The sequence below is a fragment of the Flaviflexus equikiangi genome, assembly GCF_014069875.1.
GTDB classification, from domain to species: Bacteria; Actinomycetota; Actinomycetes; order Actinomycetales; family Actinomycetaceae; genus Flaviflexus; species Flaviflexus equikiangi.
In genome coordinates, this window is record NZ_CP059676.1 from 1,757,731 (window position 1) to 1,777,051 (window position 19,321).

Consider the following 19,321-nt stretch of genomic DNA (forward strand, 5'->3'; position numbering starts at 1 on the left):
TGTGTGTTGTGAATTATTTGGCCATTAGTACCAGTCAGCTCCACACTTTACAGTGCTTCCACATCTGGCCTATCAACCCCATAGTCTTTAGGGGGCCTTCACCAACACGAATGTTGGATGGAAACCTCATCTTGAAGCAGGCTTCCCGCTTAGATGCTTTCAGCGGTTATCCCTTCCGAACGTAGCCAACCAGCCATGCACCTGGCGGTACAACTGGCACACCAGAGGTTCGTCCGTCCCGGTCCTCTCGTACTAAGGACAGCCCTTCTCAAGTTTCCAACGCGCGCAGCGGATAGGGACCGAACTGTCTCACGACGTTCTGAACCCAGCTCGCGTACCGCTTTAATGGGCGAACAGCCCAACCCTTGGGACCTACTCCAGCCCCAGGATGCGACGAGCCGACATCGAGGTGCCAAACCATGCCGTCGATATGAACTCTTGGGCAGGATCAGCCTGTTATCCCCGGGGTACCTTTTATCCGTTGAGCGACGGCGCTTCCACAAGCCACCGCCGGATCACTAGTTCCTGCTTTCGCACCTGCTCGACTTGTCAGTCTCACAGTCAAGCTCCCTTGTACACTTGCACTCGCCACCTGATTACCAACCAGGCTGAGGGAACCTTTGAGCGCCTCCGTTACCATTTAGGAGGCACCGCCCCAGTTAAACTACCCACCAGGCACTGTCCCTGAACCAGATCATGGTCCGAGGTTAGATGTGCAATACGACCAGAGTGGTATTTCAACAATGACTCCACACCCACTAGCGTGAATGCTTCACAGTCTCCCACCTATCCTACACAAGCCGTACCGAACACCAATACCAAGCTATAGTAAAGGTCCCGGGGTCTTTCCGTCCTGCTGCGCGTAACGAGCATCTTTACTCGTCGTGCAATTTCGCCGAGTTCGTGGTTGAGACAGCGGAGAAGTCGTTACGCCATTCGTGCAGGTCGGAACTTACCCGACAAGGAATTTCGCTACCTTAGGATGGTTATAGTTACCACCGCCGTTTACTGGGGCTTAAATTCCTAGCTTCGCACACAAAGTATGCTAACCAGTCCTCTTAACCTTCCAGCACCGGGCAGGCGTCAGTCCGTATACATCGTCTTACGACTTCGCACGGACCTGTGTTTTTGATAAACAGTCGCTTCTCCCTGGTCTCTGCGACCCTCACCCCTAACCCGCATGGGGTTTCAAGGTTCAGGTCCCCCTTCTTCCAAAGTTACGGGGGCATTTTGCCGAGTTCCTTAACCACGATTCTCTCGATCGCCTTAGTATTCTCTACCTGACTACCTGTGTCGGTTTCGGGTACGGGCGGCTCATACCTCGCGTCGAGGCTTTTCTAGACAGTACAGGATCACCCTACTTCCCCCAATCAAGGGGTCATCATCAGACCTCACCCTTCACGTTCCCCGGATTTGCCTAGGAAACGGGCTGCGTCCTTAAACGTGCCAAGCCATAAGACACGCGGTACTACCTCTCTGCGTCACCCCTGTTAATACGCTTGCCTACCGTAAGATCAGGTCCCACGCGCACCACCACACCAACCCGAAGGAAGACGTGATGGTTTGGATGGTTAGTATCCCTCACCTCAGCATTGGACGGTATTTCGCCGGTCACCAGAATATCAACTGGTTGTCCATCGACTACGCCTGTCGGCCTCGCCTTAGGTCCCGACTAACCCAGGGCGGATTAACCTGGCCCTGGAACCCTTAGTCATTCGGCGGACGGGTTTCTCACCCGTCTTTCGCTACTCATGCCTGCATTCTCACTCGTCACCATTCCACCAACGCTCACGCCCTGGCTTCACCACGATGACGACGCTCCCCTACCCAACAAAACACGAATGTTTCATTGCCATGGTTTCGGCGGTGTACTTTAGCCCCGCTACATTGTCGGCGCACAATCACTTGACCAGTGAGCTATTACGCACTCTTTCAAGGGTGGCTGCTTCTAAGCCAACCTCCTGGTTGTCACTGCAACTGCACATCCTTTCCCACTTAGCACACGCTTAGGGGCCTTAACCGATGGTCTGGGCTGTTTCCCTTTCGACTACGAAGCTTATCCCCCGCAGTCTCACTGCCACGCAATACGTAACCGGCATTCGGAGTTTGGCTGACGTCAGTAACCCGGTGGGGCCCATCAGCCATCCAGTAGCTCTACCTCCGGCACGCTACACGCAACGCTGCACCTAAATGCATTTCGGGAGAACCAGCTATCACGGAGTTTGATTGGCCTTTCACCCCTACCCACAGGTCATCCCCTCCATTTTCAACTGAAGTGGGTTCGGGCCTCCACACGCTCTTACACGTGCTTCACCCTGCCCATGGGTAGATCACCCCGCTTCGGGTCTAGAGCATGCGACTCAAACGCCCTATTCAGACTCGCTTTCGCTACGGCTACCCCACACGGGTTAACCTTGCCACACACCACTAACTCGCAGGCTCATTCTTCAAAAGGCACGCCATCACCCCAACAAAGGAGGCTCTGACGGATTGTAGGCGCCCGGTTTCAGGTACTATTTCACTCCCCTCCCGGGGTACTTTTCACCATTCCCTCACGGTACTATTCACTATCGGTCACTAGGGAGTATTCAGGCTTACAAAGTGGTCTTTGCAGATTCACACGAGATTCCACGAGCCCCGTGCTACTTGGGTGGCGCATCAGATATAGCAGCACAATTTCGTCTACCGGGCTCTCACCGTCTACGGCCCTGTTTCCCACCAGGTTCAACTATCACACCACTACCATCCCGACCCCATACGGAGGGCCGAAAACACGCTCCCACAACACCGCATGCGCAACGCCCGTAAGCTCTCACACACACACGGTTTAGCCATCATCCGCTTTCGCTCACCACTACTCACGGAATATCTCTTCCTGCGGGTACTGAGATGTTTCACTTCCCCGCGTTCCCCCCACACACCCTATACATTCAGGTGCGGGTAACCCACCATAACGTGGGCCAGGTTTCCCCATTCGGACACCCTCGGATCACAGCTCGTTTGCCAACTCCCCGAGGCTTATCGCAGGCTACAACGTCCTTCTTCGGCTCCCAGTGCCAAGGCATCCACCGAACGCCCCTACAAAATTCACAACATTAAAGAACTCTTCGATTCACACAAACCAAAGATGCTCGCGTCCACTATACAGTTACCAAACAACCCACCCACATCACACAAACACACCACAACAGTGCACCCACATGACAGAGCAACCAGGGCTGCTAACCCCAAACCCCAACAGCATGCCGTTTCCTACCACACAACCGATTCCATTCCGAGCAACCATTCAAGCAGGCGCCACCCACTATCCCATCGGCAGGAACATCGCCACCACACAACCACCACCCACAAACGCAGGCGTGACATGATCGCATGGATTTCGGGAAAAAATTCTCCCTAGAAAGGAGGTGATCCAGCCGCACCTTCCGGTACGGCTACCTTGTTACGACTTCGTCCCAATCGCCAACCCCACCTTCGACCGCTCCCCCAAAAAGGTTGGGCCACGGGCTTCGGGTGTTGCCAACTTTCGTGACGTGACGGGCGGTGTGTACAAGGCCCGGGAACGTATTCACCGCAGCGTTGCTGATCTGCGATTACTAGCGACTCCGACTTCATGGGGTCGAGTTGCAGACCCCAATCCGAACTGAGACCGGCTTTAAGGGATTCGCTCCGCCTTACGACATCGCAACCCTCTGTACCGGCCATTGTAGCATGCGTGAAGCCCAAGACATAAGGGGCATGATGATTTGACGTCGTCCCCACCTTCCTCCGAGTTAACCCCGGCAGTCTCTCGTGAGTCCCCAACTAAATGCTGGCAACACGAGACAAGGGTTGCGCTCGTTGCGGGACTTAACCCAACATCTCACGACACGAGCTGACGACAACCATGCACCACCTGTACACCAGCCCGAAGGCAACCACATCTCTGCAGTCTTCCAGTGTATGTCAAGCCTTGGTAAGGTTCTTCGCGTTGCATCGAATTAATCCGCATGCTCCGCCGCTTGTGCGGGCCCCCGTCAATTCCTTTGAGTTTTAGCCTTGCGGCCGTACTCCCCAGGCGGGGCACTTAATGCGTTAGCTACGGCGCAGAAACCAAAGGTCCCCACACCTAGTGCCCAACGTTTACGGCATGGACTACCAGGGTATCTAATCCTGTTCGCTCCCCATGCTTTCGCTCCTCAGCGTCAGTTATAGCCCAGAGACCTGCCTTCGCCATCGGTGTTCCTCCTGATATCTGCGCATTCCACCGCTACACCAGGAATTCCAGTCTCCCCTACTACACTCAAGCCTGCCCGTACCCACTGCAAGCGCGGGGTTAAGCCCCGCGTTTTCACAGCAGACGCGACAAGCCGCCTACGAGCTCTTTACGCCCAATAATTCCGGACAACGCTCGCGCCCTACGTATTACCGCGGCTGCTGGCACGTAGTTAGCCGGCGCTTCTTATGCAGGTACCCTCAACCAGGCCAAAACCTGGACTTGTTCCCTGCCGAAAGAGGTTTACAACCCGAAAGCCGTCATCCCTCACGCGGCGTCGCTGCATCAAGCTTTCGCTCATTGTGCAATATTCCCCACTGCTGCCTCCCGTAGGAGTCTGGGCCGTATCTCAGTCCCAGTGTGGCCGGTCACCCTCTCAGGCCGGCTACCCGTCGACGCCTTGGTAGGCCACTACCCCACCAACAAGCTGATAGGCCGCGAGCCCATCCCCCACCAATAAATCTTTCCAACAACCACCATGCGACAGAAGTTGAATATCCGGTATTAGACCCAGTTTCCCAAGCTTATCCCGAAGAAGGGGGCAGGTTACTCACGTGTTACTCACCCGTTCGCCACTAATCCACCCACAGCAAGCTGTGAGCATCATCGTTCGACTTGCATGTGTTAAGCACGCCGCCAGCGTTCGTCCTGAGCCAGGATCAAACTCTCCGTAAAAACCTTTACAGAAAAGCTGAAACAGCTCCATAAAAAACAAAACAAAATCAATCAAATAATAAAAAACGACACACTATTGAGATTCAAAACCAGCAACCCACAGCCAAAGACCATCAAACAACAATCTCTCGCGGAGCAACCTCTCTACCTTAGCACACCCAGCCGAGCCAGACAAATTCAAACCATGTGATCCGAACCACCCACACCCAACCAGACCCACAAGCCCAGAGGCATCCCTCCCGAACTCGCCGGAAGCAACTTGATAAATCTAGGCCCCCACAACCAACCCCGTCAAACCACAACCACGTGACCCTCAACACCAACCCACCCCCACCAGCACAAACACCCCAGAAACAGCAAAAACGGAACCCCGGAGGGTTCCGTTTTCGCTGCGATCGCCGGGTTAGATGCGGGACAGGATGATCTCCCGAACCTTTGCGGCGTCGGCCTGGCCCCGCGTCAGCTTCATGACTGCACCGACGAGAGCGCCAGCCGCCTGGGTCTTACCGCCGCGAATCTTCTCGACAACATCGGGATGTGCTGCCATCGCCTCATCGACTGCCTTCTCGAGGGCCGAATCGTCGGAGACGATCTCCAGCCCGCGGGTTGCCGCGACGTGTGCGGGAGTGCCCTCCCCTGCAAGGGTGCCCTCGAGGGCCTGGCGTGCCAGCTTGTCGTTCAGCTTTCCGGACTGGACCAGTCCATCGAGCTCGGCGATGTCCGCGGCCGTGACAGGTGCTTCGTCGAGCGTGATGCCCTGCTCGTTGCAGTAGCGGGCGATGACACCCGACCACCATTTGCGGGCGGCCTGCGGAGTTGCGCCCGCCTTGACTGTCTCCTCGACAATATCGAGCGCTTGCGCGTTGACGAGATCGCGGAGCTCGAGGTCGGACAGTCCCCACTCCTTCTGAAGCCGATCACGCTTGGCGTGCGGCAACTCGGGCAGGGAAGCACGGATCTCCTCGACCCATTCGCGCGACGGTGCGACGGGAACGAGATCCGGTTCGGGGAAGTAGCGGTAATCCTCAGCATCCGACTTCTCGCGGCCCGCTGATGTGCTGCCGTCCTCGTCATGGAAGTGACGCGTCTCCTGGACGATGGTGCCGCCCTGGCTGAGGATGGTGCCCTGTCTCCTCATCTCGTACGTCACGGCCTGCTCGATTGCCGTGAACGAGTTGACGTTCTTCGTTTCGGTGCGGGTCCCCAGCGGGGATTCAGGACTATCGCGGAGGGAGATGTTGATGTCGGCACGGACATTGCCGCGCTCCATGCGAGCCTCGGACACGTCGAGGGCCCGGAAGATGTCGCGCAGAGTACGAACGTATGCCGCCGCGACCTCGGGGGCGCGATCTCCCACGTTGGGAATGGGGCGGGTGACGATCTCGACGAGGGGCACACCGGCACGGTTGTAGTCGACGAGGGAATAGTCTGCACCCTGGATCCGACCATTGCCGCCGACATGGCTGTTCTTGCCCGCGTCCTCCTCCATGTGGGCGCGCTCGATCTCGACGCGCACGGTCTCGCCGTCGTCGAGTTTGACATCCACCCAACCATCGAAGGCGATCGGCTCATCGAACTGGGAGGTCTGGAAGTTCTTCGTCAGGTCGGGATAGAAGTAGTTCTTCCTGGCGAAGCGGCAGGATTCGGCGATGGAGCAGTTGAGTGCCAAGCCGATCTTGATCGCATATTCGACCGCTTTTCGGTTCACGACCGGGAGCGATCCCGGCAGGCCGAGAGAAGAGGGCGTCACGTGTGCGTTCGGGGCTCCGCCAAACTCGTTGGGCGCGCCGTCGAACATCTTCGTCTTCGTGCCCAGCTCGACGTGGACTTCGATGCCGAGAACGGGGTCGAAACGTTGGGCGACCTCGTCGAATTCGAGTAGCTGAGACATCAGTTGTCCTTCCAATCTTTGGCGGGGCACGAGCCTGGAATATCCCCGGCGCCGGCCTCGACCGCGGCGGCCACCTCGTACATGAGGTCGTCTCGGTGAACGGGTGCGAGAATCTGGAATCCGACCGGCAGGCCTTCCGAGAGGCCGCAGGGCACGGAGATGCCGGGAATGCCGGCCAGGTTCGCGGGAATCGTGGCCAGGTCGTTGAGGTACATCGCCATCGGGTCGTCGATCTTCTCCCCGAACTTGAATGCCGTCGTGGGCGATGTCGGGGTCACGAGGACGTCGACCGAGGCGAAGGCCTGCTCGAGGTCACGTTGGACAAGCGTGCGGACCTTCTGCGCCGAACCGTAGTAGGCATCGAAATAGCCGGCCGACAGGACGTGGGTTCCGAGGATGATGCGACGCTTCACCTCGTCACCGAAGCCTTGTCCGCGGCTTTCCGCCATGACACGCTCGGCCGTGATGGGGCCCGACTCGGGCTCGGCGCGAAGACCGAAGCGCATGCCGTCGAAACGTGCCATGTTCGATGAGACCTCGGCTGGCATGATCAGGTAGTACGCCGCAAGAGCATATTCGAACGAAGGACAGGAGACTGTGACGATCTCGGCCCCGGCTGCCTCGAGACGATCGACTGCCGCTTCGAACTCGGATCGCACTCCCGGCTCGAAGCCGTCGGTCATCATCTGTTCGACGACACCGATCTTCATGCCCTTGATACGGTCCGCACCGACCGCGTTGACGAGATCCTCGAGATGAGGGACGGGTGCGTCGAGCGACGTCGAGTCGAGTTCGTCGTGCCCCCCGATCACTTCTTGGAGGGCGGCAGCATCCGCCACCGTCCTCGCGACGGGGCCGACCTGGTCAAGGGAGGAAGCCATGGCGATGAGGCCGTAACGGGACACTGCCCCGTAGGTCGGCTTCGCACCGACCGTACCCGTGACGGAGCCGGGCTGACGGATGGAGCCGCCGGTGTCAGAGCCCAGCGCGAGAGGAACCATGAATGCCGCGACTGCCGCGGCGCTGCCGCCGCCTGAGCCGCCCGGGATCCGTTCGACATCCCACGGGTTCTTGGTCGCACCGAAAGCTGAATACTCTGTCGAGGAGCCCATGGCGAATTCGTCCATGTTTGTCTTGCCGACGATGGGCATGCCTGCTTCACGGACGCGTGTCACGACCGTCGCGTCGTAGGGCGGACGCCAGCCGTCGAGCATCTTCGAGCCGCACGTCGTGGGTACGCCCTTCATGACGAGGTTGTCCTTGATGGCGATCGGAATGCCGGCGAGACGGCCGAGCGCTTCGCCCTCGGCACGCCGGGCGTCAACATCGCGGGCTGTTGCCAGTGCCCCTTCTTCGTCGACATGGAGGAAAGCGTTGATCGTCGGGTTGAGCTCCCTGATTCGATCGAGGCTTGCCCGGGTGAGTTCAACCGAGGTGATCTCTCCCGCCGCGAGGAGATCCGCCAGCTCTGTGGCGGACTTGAGAAGCAGGCCGTTCATGCTTCCTCCCCAAGGATCTGGGGAACGAGGAACTTGCCGTCCTCGCTCGCGGGTGCCTGCGCCAGGAACTCTGCCGGGTCGAGGCAGTCGACGACTACGTCGTCGCGCATGACGTTCGTCAGCGGAATCGGGTGCGACGTGGCGGGAATATCGGGGGTAGCGACTTCGGAGACTGCTGCTACTGCGTCGGCCACGACGGCCAGTTCGCCGGAGAAGCGTTCGATCTCCTCCTCGGTCAGGGCAATGCGGGCGAGTGCCGCCACGCGGGCGACCTCGGCGGTAGATATAGACGACATGGTGACAGTCTAATACGCGTGCCGCAGTGGCGTGATCCAACGTTCCGTAACAAGGAGCACGTGGCGCCACGTACAATTCGGTGCATGAGAAGACTCCCCATGCCGTCAGTTGGTCGTCTGTGGCACGGCATCAAGGTTGGACTCACCGTGTCCTTCGCGCTCCAGGTCGCCGCCGTGAGTGTGGTGACGGCGGTCGATGAGAGGCGCAAGCGTCGCGAGCCGCCCACGGGGGAGTTTCCCCACTTCATGCCCAAGCATGCTGATGTGGCGAATACGGAAGTCACGACCTATACGTTCGGGCGCGATCTCTACGCCGATATGCTCGACGCCATCAACTCGGCCCAGACGTCCGTCTATTTCGAGACATATATCTGGAAGGCCGACGAGGTCGGCATCGCCTTCCGTGAGGCGATCATCGCGGCAGCGAAACGCGGCGTGGCGACCTACGTCATCGTGGACGTGTTCGGCAATCTCAACCAGGATCCACGGTTCCGACATTTCCCTGAGATCGACAACCTTCACGTGCTGCGCTTTCCGTTTGTCCAGCCGGGCCGCATGACCGGTTTTATCCGGCACTCGGGCCTCGATCATCGGAAGCTCCTCATTGTGGATTCGGAGATCTCTTTCGTGGGCGGCTACAACATCGGCAGCCTCTATGCCGATCATTGGCGTGATACTCACGTGCGGCTCACAGGGCCACAGACGTGGGAGCTGGAGAATGCGTTCGTCGACATGTGGAACGCTCATCGCCCCCGAGGCGAGAAGCGCCTCACTGATCGCGGCACCCCCGAGTGGAACTCCCGCGTGCGCGCCGTGCAGAATCTCCCCGTTCGCCTCTCCTACCCGATCAGGTCCCTCTATCTCGGCGCACTCGACAGGGCAGGGTCGCATGCGTGGATCACGATGGGCTACTTCATCCCGGACAGGGATCTGCAGGAAGCCTTGATTGCGGCCGCCGCTCGTGGGGTTGATGTCAGGGTCCTCATCCCCGAATACTCCAATCACATCGTCGCGGACTGGGCGGGCAGACCATCCTATAAGGGTCTCCTCGACGCTGGAGTGCGCATCTTCCTCTATCAGGGCGCGATGGTGCACTCGAAGACGATGACGGTCGACGGGGAGTGGTCAACAGTCGGCACTGCGAACCTGGACGCCCTCTCCATGCGCGGGAACTACGAGATCAATGTGGAGATCTATTCCGCCTCGCTCGCGGAGAAGCTCGAGAAGATCTTCCACCTCGACCTCACGAACTCGCGCGAGCTCACGAGCGAGGAGTGGGAGAACCGCCACCGACTCGCCCGAGTGCTCGAGAGGATCCTCCGTCCACTCGGTGTCATCCTCTAAAGTCAGATCATCAGGTCAGCGCGCCGGGCCCGGCCTCGAGCAGAGCGGTGAACTGTTCCTCATCGAGAATGGTGACGCCCAGCTCTTCCGCTTTCGTCGCCTTCGACCCGGCATTGGCGCCGACGACGACATAGTCCGTGTTCTTGGAGACGGACCCGGATGCTTTGCCGCCACGCGCAAGGATCGCTTCCTTGACGGAGTCGCGCGTGTAGTTCTCCAGGCTCCCGGTGGCGACAATGGTGAGTCCTTCCAGAGTCTTAGGCAGCTCCTCGGACGCGTCGTCCTCCCACGACACCCCTGCCGCTCTCCACCGCTCGACGATGTCGCGGTGCCAATCGATCTCGAACCAGCGGGTCACAGACTCGGCGATGACTCGGCCGACACCGTCGGTCTGCGCGAGATCGTCGACACTGGCTTCCACAATCGCATCAAGGGAGCCGAAACGAGCAGCGAGCGCTCGTGCGGCGGTTGGTCCGACGTGGCGGATGGACAGGGCAACGATCTTGCGCCACAGCTCTTTCGACTTCGCGGCATCGATCTCTCGCAGGAGCAGCTCGGTCGTCTTCGACGGAACGGATTCCTTCGTGACGACCCCGCCCTTGACGATCTCTTTCGTCCACGCGGCTCTCGCATAGCGGTAGTCGCCCTCGAAGACGCCCTTGACCTTTCGCTCGCTCCAGACGTAGACGTCCCTGAGATCGTCCGCCGTCAGGTCGAACAGGCCTGCCTCGTTCTCGAGGACCGGTTTCTGCTCGGGCGGTATCCCGAGCGCAGCAAGCAGATCCGGATTCGTCTCGCCCGGTGCCGGTTCCCCGTGCTCCGCGATCGCGGCCTGTCCAGCCCTGCTGTCGAGGGTGACGGCTTTGCCGTCGATGAGGAGTGTTCGTCCCGCTATGAGCGCGGCTAGGGCCGCCGGTCGTCTCGCATCGGGGTTCGTCAGCATGAGGGCCGTTTCGGCTCCGAGCGCTTCGATGTCGAGAGCTCCTCTCGACCCCACGTGGGCGAGACGCTCCGTCAGCTGGGCCGGGCAGGAACGGGTGTTGGGGCACCGCCAGTCCGCTTCTCCCTCGTTGCTGGGAGCCAGGAGCGAACCGCAGTCGGGACAGTGGGATGGCATGACCCACTCTCTCTCCTCTCCCGTGCGCAACACATAGACGGGTGCGACGACCTCGGGGATGATGTCGCCTGCCTTGCGCAGGACGACAGTGTCGCCCAACAGGACGCCTTTGCGTGCCACCTCCGAAGGGTTGTGGAGCGTTGCCTGCGAGACGGTCGACCCGTCGACGAGAACCGGCTCCATGATCGCGAACGGAGTCGCCCGCCCCGTGCGGCCGATCTGGACGCGGATATCGAGAAGCTTGGTGTGCACCTCCTCCGGAGGATACTTGTATGCCACCGCCCATCGCGGCACCCGCGAGGTATGCCCCAGTTCTCGTTGCATGGCCCTGCTGGCAACCTTGATCACCGCACCGTCGACACCGTGGATCAGGGACCGCTTGCGCTCTCCCAGACGTTCGATGTAGGCCAGCGCCTCATCCAGCCCGCTGACGCGCTCCGTGTATGGGGAAACCGGCAGCCCCCACGAGGCGAGACGCTCGTAGACCTCCGCCTGATCACCATCATCCACTCCCGTGCCCTCGACCGCTCCGATGCCGTGGGCGATGAAGGACAGTGGACGTGTCGCAGTGACCGCGGGATCCTTCTGCCTCAGCGAACCGGCGGCCGCGTTCCTGGGGTTGGCGAACTGCCTCACGCCCTCCTCTTCGAGCCTGCGGTTGAACACGGCGAACTCCTCCAGCGGGATGAAGACCTCTCCGCGAACTTCGATGAGGCTCGGCCATCCAGCGCCGCTCAGCTTCTCCGGAACGGCCGATATGGTCCGCACATTCGCCGTCACATCCTCCCCTGTCGTGCCATCCCCTCGAGTCGCCGCCTGCACGAGGACCCCATCTTCGTAGCGGAGGTTGACGGCCAGACCGTCGATCTTCGCCTCGCAGACGACATCGATCGAGAAGGCATCCGTTCCCTCCTCGCGGGCCACCCGCTCGAACCATGCCCTGACCTCGGCCGTGTCGAACGCATCCTCGAGGGAATACATGCGTTCGCGGTGGACGACGGGCGAGAACGCGGCAGGAGAGTCCGAGCCCTCGACACCGCGAGCGCCCTCATCGATCACGCTGCCGACATTGCGCGAGGGAGAGTCTTGGGTGTTGAGCTGCGGGTACTGTTCTTCGAGTCCCCTCAGTTCCCTCATGAGGCTGTCGTATTCGGCGTCGGAGATCGGCGATTCGCCTCGCTCGTCCCGGTAGTAGGCGGCCTGGGCTGGGGCAAGGATGTCTGCGAGCTCCTGCCAGCGGGCGAGAGCTTCCGAGAATTCGTGCGTGGTCACGGGCTTAGCTTAGCGCCAACGGTTCGAGCGGGCTTCGCGGCGGAGGGCCGAGCTTGCTCTGCGTTTCATCTCTCGACTCCATTAGAGTATGCGTATGTGTGGCCGATATGCGACGTTCACGAGGCTCGATGAGCAGCCGGGCCTGTTCGACCTTGACCTCATCACCGATGCTGTCGCGGAACGTCCTGCGAACTGGAATGTTGCCCCTACGACAGGTGTTCCCATCATCGTGCAGCGCCCCGACAAGACGAGGGAGGCTCATCTCGCTCATTGGGGTCTCGTTCCACCGTGGTCGAAGGACACGTCGTTCTCGGTGAAGATGATCAATGCGCGGGCGGAGACGATTGCCGAGAAGCGTTCTTTCGCCCCGTCGCTGAAGAAGCGCCGCTGCCTCGTGCCCGCCGACGGATACTACGAGTGGAAGCGTGACGGGGAGAGGAAGCAGCCGTATTTCATCTCGAGGCGTGACGGTCTGCCGCTCGCCTTCGCCGGCCTCTATGCCTGGTGGAAGGACGGAGACGAGTGGCTGCTGAGCACGACGATCGTGACTCGTGCGGCCGACCAGTTGGCGGACATTCACGACCGCATCCCGGTTATCCTCGACCGTGACGACTTCGCGCCATGGCTCGACCCCTGTGCGGAGGACGTCGACTCGGCTCTCGAGATCCTGTCCCATCCCGATCCTGCTCTTGCGGCTCGCCCTGTCGCCCCAGACGTGGGCAGGGTGGGGGTCAACGGCCCCGAGAATATTGTGGAGATTCCACCGGACCGGGTCGTGTGCTGAACGTTGGTCAGATCGCCTCTGGTCCGTCAAGGAACTGTGCGCGACGGATCTTGATCAGAGCAAGGGACACGGCGATCGCGTAGAGAATGATGATCGTGATGATCGGGAGTGACAGGAAGTCGGTCGATATGACGGCGCCGCCGATGAGGAGGACCTGGAGGGTGATGGCGGGGCCTGTCGCCCACCGGACCTCCCGCCAGACCGCGAACGAGATCCCGGCAAGCATGAGTGCGACGACGAACATGAAGGCGCCAAGGGTCGTTTCGCTGCCGTCTTGGGTGACGACACGCTCCCCCGTCAGGCCCGAGACCAGCACTGTTATCGACCATGCTCCGAGGAGGAGCGCTTCGAGGGCTACCCCAAGGGCGGCAAGGATTTCGGTCCGCATCAGATTCCGTTCGCGCATGCGTTCATACTACCTGGGAGCCTGTGACAGACAGCACCGGAGGGACTCCCCTCAAAACCCTTTACCGTTCGCGATCCGCGTGACAAGGTAATGAACTAGATGTTCATCCGACGTTTGATTCGTCGGCATAAGGAGACGATTATCTATGGATTGGCGCCATCGCGCAGCATGTCTGACAGAGGACCCCGAGCTGTTCTTCCCGATCGGCAACTCCGGTCCCGCTCTCGCTCAGGTTGAGCAGGCGAAGGCTGTCTGCCACAGGTGCGACGTCCGCGATGTGTGCCTCAAGTGGGCGCTCGAGACAGGCCAGGATGCTGGCGTGTGGGGCGGCATGTCCGAAGAGGAGCGCCGTTCGCTCAAGCGCCGCACGGCACGAGCACGCAGAGCCTCCTAGAACATATAAGCGGCTGAGAATCGGCACAGGAGAGGCGACCATCTGGTCGCCTCTCCTCCTTTTCCTAGTCCCGCTTTTTTAGTCGCGTTTCCTCATCTGCGCATGAACCTTGACGACGGTCCCGCCTTCGTCTCCGGGATTCCAGGAGATGCTCCCCAAAAGGTCAGACTTGATCATCGTTTCGACGATCTGGGTTCCAAGCCCGCTGCCGCGCTCTCCGGACTTGATCCCCACGCCGTCGTCGACGATGAGGATGTCGAGCTGGTCGTTGTCCCGCTCCGCTCGAACCGTGATCGTGCCATCGCGGCCCTTCAGGCCGTGCTCGACCGCGTTGGTCACGATCTCGTTGAGCACCACCGCGAGCGATGTCGCCTCTTCGGCATGGACTTTGCCGAAGGAGCCCTCGAACGTGGTCCGCACCTGTTGGCCCGTTGCCGCGACTCCCGCGGCGAGCCTCATGAGCCGGCTGAAGGTCTCATCGAAGTCGACCGTGTCGGCACCGGTCCGCGCGAGAGCCTCATGCACCATCGAGATGGTGTAGATACGACGCTGAGCATCATCCAGGCTCTGCTTCGCTCCAGGGTCGGTCGTCCTGCGGGATTGAAGCCTCAGGAGAGCCGAGACCGTCTGCAGATTGTTCTTCACACGGTGATTGATCTCCCGGATCATCGCGTCCTTCGTCATGAGTTCGCGCTCTGAACGACGAAGCTCCGTCACGTCCCGGCACAGCAGCATAGCGCCGGTGCGGACACCCCTGTCCGTGAGCTGAATGGCACGGAGCGACACGACCACGCCGCGGGATTCCAGTTCGGTGATCCACGTTCCGCGCCCCATGATGACGACCGGGAGCATCTCGTCGACGCTTGTCGAGTACTCCATGATGACGGTGACGGTTTCGGCGAGGACGGTACCCGGCAGGAGCCGGGGGACGCCGAGGCGATGGAAGGCTGAGCTGGCGTTGGGCGAGGCATACAGGACGACGCCGTCGGCGTCGAGATGGATGAGACCATCGGAGACCCTGGGGGTGCCGTGCCGGAAGTTCGATGGGGCGTCCTCGGCCGGAAATTCGCCGCGGGAGATCATCGACAGAAGCGAGTCGGTGATTGTCGTGTAATTCGTCTGGACCTGATCGGGCACCCGGTCCGCCACCGCCATCGTCACCACCGCGAGCACGGCAATGACTTTCCCTGACTTGGGAGCGACCGGCACGAACTGGAACTTGAGCCCCTCACCGTTGAAGCTGCGCCGCTCCCCGGTGGCGAAGCACTGCTGGATCTCATCATTCACCTCGGCTGGAGCCGCTGTTCCCACAACGTCGTCGTCTTCGATCGTTGCGGCGGTTGCTGGACGGCAGTGGGCAGCGATGATGCTCCCCCCATCGTTCGTCTGGAGGATGAGGAAGAGATCGGAAAAGGAGACATCGGCTAGGGGATGCCAGTCACCGGCGAGATGATGGATGTGCTCAATCTCGTCGCTCGTCAAGGTCCCCGCCTGCTTTATCATGTTGGAAAGTGTTGGCACATGGTCAGCCTATCCGTCGCGACAGGAGAACACATGCACGTCGAGCGAAGTATTACCTATCACGCTGATCTGGAGACGGTCCTCGGTGTCCTCGTCTCCAGCGATCTCGCCTCTGCGCGAGCGAAAGCCGGCGGCTTGGATCATCCCGAGCACACCCTGACGAAGGAGCACACGGCGCCCGAAGCCGTCACGGTCGTGACGGTGCCCGCCGAGAAGCTCCCCGACAAGGCGCGTAAACTTGTCAGCCGCACGACGGTCGTCACGATCACCCAGGTGTGGGACGGGCGGGGGCCGGAGCGTGCGACAGCGTCGTTCACGGTCGACGTCGGGTCACTGCCAGTCACGATCAGACTCACCCAGACACTCATCGCGCAGGGAGAGACGACGCTGTCGACGTTCGAGGGCGATGTCAAGGTCTCGATCCCCTTCATCGGGTCGAAGCTCGAACAGCTCGCGGCCAGCAAGGTCGATGCTGTCCTCGCCGCCGATCACCGGATCGTCAACTCGCTCCTGGCGGCCAGATGAAAGCGATCCGTACCGGGGTCCGCGAATGGATCGCGACGAACGATCGCGGCGCGATCGTCAAGATCGGTGATCCTGCCGCTCCTGAGGTCTTCTCTCCCGGGGAGCTCCTCCAACTGGCCGCGGCCACGTGCGCGGGCCTCTCCATCGATCACAGGCTGACGTACGCGCTCGGGGAGGACGTACACGTCACCCTCGACGTCGAACCGGACAAGGTAGCTGAAGAGAATCGATACTCCGCGATCAATACGACGTTCTCCATCGATCTCGCCGATCTCGGTCAGGATGAGCTGCTCGCCCTGCAGCGGAAGATCGACGAGGCGATCGAACGGTCGTGCACCGTGAAGAGGACGCTCGATGCGACGGCAGAGTCCCGCCACGTCCTCAAGCATGTCCCGCGAGACGAGAACTCAGGCCCGCTCGAATAAGGCGAAACCTCCGAAGCCCCGCCATTGCGAAGCCCGCAACGGCGGGGCTTCGTCTTGCCCCCCCTCCATCACACCTGCTTCACCTTGAGCGAATGTCACTCAAGTTTGGTTGACATGACTCGAAGCCATTTGCATAATGATGTCAGGAAGTCCGAAACGCGGACTTGAGTGATTGAAAGAGTGGTAATCATGGCAAAGATGAATGACCCGTTCCAGGATCTCGAGCGTCTGTTCTCCTCGTCCTTCACGCGCCCCACGGTGCCCGGCATGCCGATGGATCTCGTGCGGACCGGCGATGAGTACGTGGCCGAACTCGATCTGCCCGGCGTTGACCCGGCAACGATCGATATCGACATCGACGACAGGACGCTGACCGTTCGAGCGGAGCGCAAGGGCCGCGAGGGCGAGGTCGAGTGGTTGACGAAGGAACGGCCGACCGGCACGTTCGCACGCCAGCTCACCCTCGGCTACGGCGTCGCGGTCGACAAGATCAAGGCCGACTACTCGGGCGGTGTCCTCACGCTGACGTTCCCTGTCGCGGAAGAGGCCAAGCCTCGGAAGATCTCGGTCAACACCCCGGACGATCGCAAGACGATCGACGCCTGACGCGAAGACGCGGCCCCGAGCATTCCTCGGGGCCGCTCCCTTTCCCCGTGCGGGTTTCGCGCAGAGCGCTAGACCGGCTGGTACCGTTAGGGGCGGTCTGCCCTAGACTGGTGGAGTGAATACGTCCTACGAAGATCTCCTCCGTCATGTTCTCGAGAACGGCACACACAAGTCCGATCGCACCGGAACCGGCACTCGGTCCGTGTTCGGGCATCAGATGCGATTCGATCTCGCCGAGGGCTTCCCTCGTATCACGACGAAGTTTGTCGCCATGAAAGCCGTCAAGGGTGAGCTCCTGTGGTTCCTCCAGGGCTCGACGAATATCGATTGGCTTCGCCGCAACGGCATCACCATTTGGGACGAGTGGGCGGATGAGTCCGGGGAGCTTGGCCCCGTATACGGCTACCAGTGGCGGTCCTGGCCCACCCCGGATGGTCGGCACATCGATCAGATCGAGCGGCTGATCCGGGAGATTCGCAGCAACCCGGATTCTCGCCGGCTCGTCGTCTCCGCCTGGAACGTTGCCGACCTCGACGCGATGGCACTGCAGCCGTGCCACGCACTCTTCCAGTTCTATGTCGCGGACGGAAAACTGTCCTGCCAGCTCTACCAGCGCAGCGCGGACCTCTTCCTGGGCGTGCCCTTCAATATCGCCTCCTATGCCCTACTGACGCATATGGTCGCGCAGCAGACCGGCCTCGAGGTGGGCGAGTTTATCTGGACGGGCGGGGACTGCCACATCTATGACAATCACGTCACCCAGGTCACCGAGCAGCTCAGCCGGGACCCGTATCCGTTCCCGCGCCTGTCCCTGACGAAAGCTGCTTCGATCTTCGACTATGCGATGGAGGACATCGCGACGATCGGCTACGAGCATCATCCTGCGATCAAGGCCCCGGTGGCGGTATGACGCTCGCGGCGATATGGGCGCAGGGACACGACCGTGCGATCGGCCGCGGCGGACGCATGGCCTGGAGCGTGCCGGAGGATTTCGCGCACTTCAAGCGCATGACGCTCGGACACCCGGTCATCATGGGACGCGCTACCTACGATTCTCTCGGGGAGAAGTACCGTCCGCTCCCGGGCCGACGCAACATCGTCCTCACAAGGTCGAGCCTGGAGTTTCCTGGCTGTGAAACGGCCGCATCCCTCGACGATGCTCGAGCACGTGTCGAGGGCCAGTTCGCGTGGATCATCGGCGGTGCCCAGGTCTATGAAGAAGCACTCCCCTACGTGGACGGTCTTGTCGTCACCGACATTGACGTCGACGTGCCAGGGGCGGATGCTTTCGCTCCCGTCCTGCCCGACTGGTTCTCTGCGGACGCCCCCGAGTGGGAGATCGTCGGGGCGGATCCAGAACGGGGTTGGCACACGTCATCGACCGGCATCTCCTACCGTTTCACCGCGCTTCAACGTCGCGGCACCACACCCTGGGTTGAGAACCCCCTCGGGTAGACCCACTCATCGGGGAAATATCGGGGTGTTCCCCTATTCCCACCTGACGTACGAGGCTGGTTGACTGAAGCGACAGCCCATGAGGAGACACCATGTCCACAGCATTCACACGTACTCTCGCCCCGATCTCGGACCCGGTCGTGACCGTCCGTGCCCTGACGAAGACTTTCGGGAGGGGAAGCACTCTCGTGCCGGCCCTGCGCGGCATCGATCTCGATATCGGGCGGGGGGAGCTGACGGCGATCATGGGGCCCTCCGGCTCCGGCAAGTCCACCCTCATGCACTGCATCGTCGGTCTCGAGGCGGCAACGTCCGGCACTGTCACGATCGACGGCAAGGAAGTCACCTCGATGAAGGAGTCCGAGCTGACGAAGCTCAGGCGAGACCACATCGGTTTCATCTTCCAGTCCTTCAACCTCGTCCCGACCCTCAACGCCCGGGAGAACATCACCCTGCCGGCAACGATCGCGGGACGCGAGATCGACAGGGAACGCTTCGATCAGGTCGTCGAGACGGTGGGCTTGGGCGATCGCCTCGAACATCGGCCCACAGAGCTGTCCGGCGGCCAGCAGCAGCGTGTCGCATGTGCGCGGGCGATGGTGGGATCCCCCGATGTCGTCTTCGCGGACGAACCGACAGGCAACCTGGACTCGTCGGCCACCGCCGACATCCTCCAGTTCCTGCGCACTTCGGTTGACGAGCTGGGCCAGTCCGTCGTCATGGTCACGCACGAGCCCGACGCTGCGGCATGGGCGGATCGTGTCGTCGTCCTGCGCGATGGTCAGATCCTCGGGGAGCTTCGCAATCCCACGAGGGACAGCGTCCTCGACGCGCTGAGGGACGGCAAGTAACCATG

At 60.9% G+C, this 19,321-nt stretch carries 15 protein-coding genes and 2 rRNA genes; 9 read left to right on the plus strand and 8 right to left on the minus strand.

Translation table 11 applies throughout. From position 1 onward, the window contains the following. Positions 1-5 precede the first annotated feature (5 nt). The 5 genes from H2O75_RS08160 to gatC form a co-directional block, all read right to left on the minus strand. A 23S ribosomal RNA gene (locus tag H2O75_RS08160) occupies positions 6-3,092 on the minus strand. A gap of 308 nt (positions 3,093-3,400) precedes the next feature. Beyond that, positions 3,401-4,930, minus strand: a 16S ribosomal RNA gene (locus H2O75_RS08165). Together the 16S and 23S rRNA genes form the textbook arrangement of a ribosomal RNA operon. A gap of 403 nt (positions 4,931-5,333) precedes the next feature. Then, positions 5,334-6,821, minus strand: coding sequence for an Asp-tRNA(Asn)/Glu-tRNA(Gln) amidotransferase subunit GatB (gene gatB, locus H2O75_RS08170; protein ID WP_182170668.1), 1,488 nt, complete (start codon positions 6,819-6,821; stop codon positions 5,334-5,336). After that, a complete protein-coding gene (gatA, locus tag H2O75_RS08175; protein WP_182170671.1) occupies positions 6,821-8,320 on the minus strand; it encodes an Asp-tRNA(Asn)/Glu-tRNA(Gln) amidotransferase subunit GatA in 1,500 nt (499 codons plus the stop codon). Before gatA ends, gatB begins: the two co-directional genes overlap by 1 nt. Then, the gene (gene gatC, locus H2O75_RS08180) at positions 8,317-8,616 is read right to left on the minus strand and encodes an Asp-tRNA(Asn)/Glu-tRNA(Gln) amidotransferase subunit GatC (protein ID WP_182170674.1); all 300 of its coding nucleotides are present in this window, start codon (positions 8,614-8,616) and stop codon (positions 8,317-8,319) included. The genes gatA and gatC overlap by 4 nt, the downstream gene beginning before the upstream one ends. A gap of 84 nt (positions 8,617-8,700) precedes the next feature. On the opposite strand from gatC, the gene H2O75_RS08185 reads away from it, so the two are divergent. Beyond that, positions 8,701-9,960: a phospholipase D-like domain-containing protein gene (locus H2O75_RS08185; RefSeq protein ID WP_182170677.1), complete on the plus strand. Its 1,260-nt coding sequence runs from the start codon at positions 8,701-8,703 to the stop codon at positions 9,958-9,960. Positions 9,961-9,970: 10 nt separating this feature from the next. Here H2O75_RS08185 and ligA read toward each other — a convergent pair whose 3' ends face one another. Then, positions 9,971-12,349, minus strand: a complete 2,379-nt coding sequence (gene ligA / locus H2O75_RS08190) for an NAD-dependent DNA ligase LigA (RefSeq protein WP_182170680.1) — start codon at positions 12,347-12,349, stop codon at positions 9,971-9,973. 94 nt (positions 12,350-12,443) lie between these two features. Here ligA and H2O75_RS08195 point away from each other — a divergent pair, with 94 nt between their 5' ends. Continuing rightward, a complete protein-coding gene (locus H2O75_RS08195) occupies positions 12,444-13,133 on the plus strand; it encodes an SOS response-associated peptidase (RefSeq protein WP_182170683.1) in 690 nt (229 codons plus the stop codon). A 7-nt stretch (positions 13,134-13,140) separates the two neighbouring features. Here the strand turns inward: H2O75_RS08195 and H2O75_RS08200 are convergent, their stop codons facing one another. Next, positions 13,141-13,539 carry a hypothetical protein gene (locus tag H2O75_RS08200; protein ID WP_182170686.1) on the minus strand — a complete coding sequence of 133 codons (399 nt, stop codon included), beginning with the start codon at positions 13,537-13,539 and terminating at the stop codon, positions 13,141-13,143. 145 nt (positions 13,540-13,684) lie between these two features. Between H2O75_RS08200 and H2O75_RS08205 the strand changes: the two genes are divergently transcribed. Continuing rightward, positions 13,685-13,933 carry a WhiB family transcriptional regulator gene (locus H2O75_RS08205; RefSeq protein ID WP_182170690.1) on the plus strand — a complete coding sequence of 83 codons (249 nt, stop codon included), beginning with the start codon at positions 13,685-13,687 and terminating at the stop codon, positions 13,931-13,933. A gap of 78 nt (positions 13,934-14,011) precedes the next feature. Here H2O75_RS08205 and H2O75_RS08210 read toward each other — a convergent pair whose 3' ends face one another. Continuing rightward, entirely contained in the window at positions 14,012-15,436 is a 1,425-nt protein-coding gene (locus H2O75_RS08210) for a sensor histidine kinase (protein WP_220462719.1), read from the minus strand. 18 nt (positions 15,437-15,454) lie between these two features. Here H2O75_RS08210 and H2O75_RS08215 point away from each other — a divergent pair, with 18 nt between their 5' ends. The 6 genes from H2O75_RS08215 to H2O75_RS08240 all read left to right on the plus strand — a co-directional run bounded on the left by H2O75_RS08215 (position 15,455) and on the right by H2O75_RS08240 (position 19,316). Further along, on the plus strand, positions 15,455-15,979 hold the full coding sequence (locus tag H2O75_RS08215) for a DUF2505 domain-containing protein (RefSeq protein WP_182170696.1): 525 nt from the start codon (positions 15,455-15,457) through the stop codon (positions 15,977-15,979). After that, a complete protein-coding gene (locus tag H2O75_RS08220; protein ID WP_182170699.1) occupies positions 15,976-16,404 on the plus strand; it encodes an OsmC family protein in 429 nt (142 codons plus the stop codon). The genes H2O75_RS08215 and H2O75_RS08220 overlap by 4 nt, the downstream gene beginning before the upstream one ends. 189 nt (positions 16,405-16,593) lie before the next feature. Continuing rightward, a complete protein-coding gene (locus H2O75_RS08225) occupies positions 16,594-17,010 on the plus strand; it encodes an Hsp20/alpha crystallin family protein (RefSeq protein WP_182170702.1) in 417 nt (138 codons plus the stop codon). A gap of 115 nt (positions 17,011-17,125) precedes the next feature. Then, positions 17,126-17,920, plus strand: a complete 795-nt coding sequence (locus H2O75_RS08230) for a thymidylate synthase (RefSeq protein WP_182170704.1) — start codon at positions 17,126-17,128, stop codon at positions 17,918-17,920. Then, a complete protein-coding gene (locus H2O75_RS08235; protein WP_182170707.1) occupies positions 17,917-18,465 on the plus strand; it encodes a dihydrofolate reductase in 549 nt (182 codons plus the stop codon). The genes H2O75_RS08230 and H2O75_RS08235 overlap by 4 nt, the downstream gene beginning before the upstream one ends. A 92-nt stretch (positions 18,466-18,557) precedes the next feature. Continuing rightward, positions 18,558-19,316 (plus strand): ABC transporter ATP-binding protein, encoded by a 759-nt coding sequence (locus H2O75_RS08240; protein ID WP_182170710.1) that lies wholly within the window; start codon positions 18,558-18,560, stop codon positions 19,314-19,316. Positions 19,317-19,321: the final 5 nt, after the last annotated feature.

Coding starts and splice junctions, on each gene's coding strand:
- gatB (WP_182170668.1), bottom strand. CDS start 6,821: ATGTCTCAGCTACTCGAATTCGACGAGGTCGCCCAACGTTTCGACCCC.
- gatA (WP_182170671.1), bottom strand. CDS start 8,320: ATGAACGGCCTGCTTCTCAAGTCCGCCACAGAGCTGGCGGATCTCCTC.
- gatC (WP_182170674.1), bottom strand. CDS start 8,616: ATGTCGTCTATATCTACCGCCGAGGTCGCCCGCGTGGCGGCACTCGCC.
- H2O75_RS08185 (WP_182170677.1), top strand. CDS start 8,701: ATGAGAAGACTCCCCATGCCGTCAGTTGGTCGTCTGTGGCACGGCATC.
- H2O75_RS08195 (WP_182170683.1), top strand. CDS start 12,444: ATGTGTGGCCGATATGCGACGTTCACGAGGCTCGATGAGCAGCCGGGC.
- H2O75_RS08200 (WP_182170686.1), bottom strand. CDS start 13,539: ATGCGCGAACGGAATCTGATGCGGACCGAAATCCTTGCCGCCCTTGGG.
- H2O75_RS08205 (WP_182170690.1), top strand. CDS start 13,685: ATGGATTGGCGCCATCGCGCAGCATGTCTGACAGAGGACCCCGAGCTG.
- H2O75_RS08210 (WP_220462719.1), bottom strand. CDS start 15,436: ATGATAAAGCAGGCGGGGACCTTGACGAGCGACGAGATTGAGCACATC.
- H2O75_RS08215 (WP_182170696.1), top strand. CDS start 15,455: ATGGTCAGCCTATCCGTCGCGACAGGAGAACACATGCACGTCGAGCGA.
- H2O75_RS08220 (WP_182170699.1), top strand. CDS start 15,976: ATGAAAGCGATCCGTACCGGGGTCCGCGAATGGATCGCGACGAACGAT.
- H2O75_RS08225 (WP_182170702.1), top strand. CDS start 16,594: ATGGCAAAGATGAATGACCCGTTCCAGGATCTCGAGCGTCTGTTCTCC.
- H2O75_RS08235 (WP_182170707.1), top strand. CDS start 17,917: ATGACGCTCGCGGCGATATGGGCGCAGGGACACGACCGTGCGATCGGC.
- H2O75_RS08240 (WP_182170710.1), top strand. CDS start 18,558: ATGTCCACAGCATTCACACGTACTCTCGCCCCGATCTCGGACCCGGTC.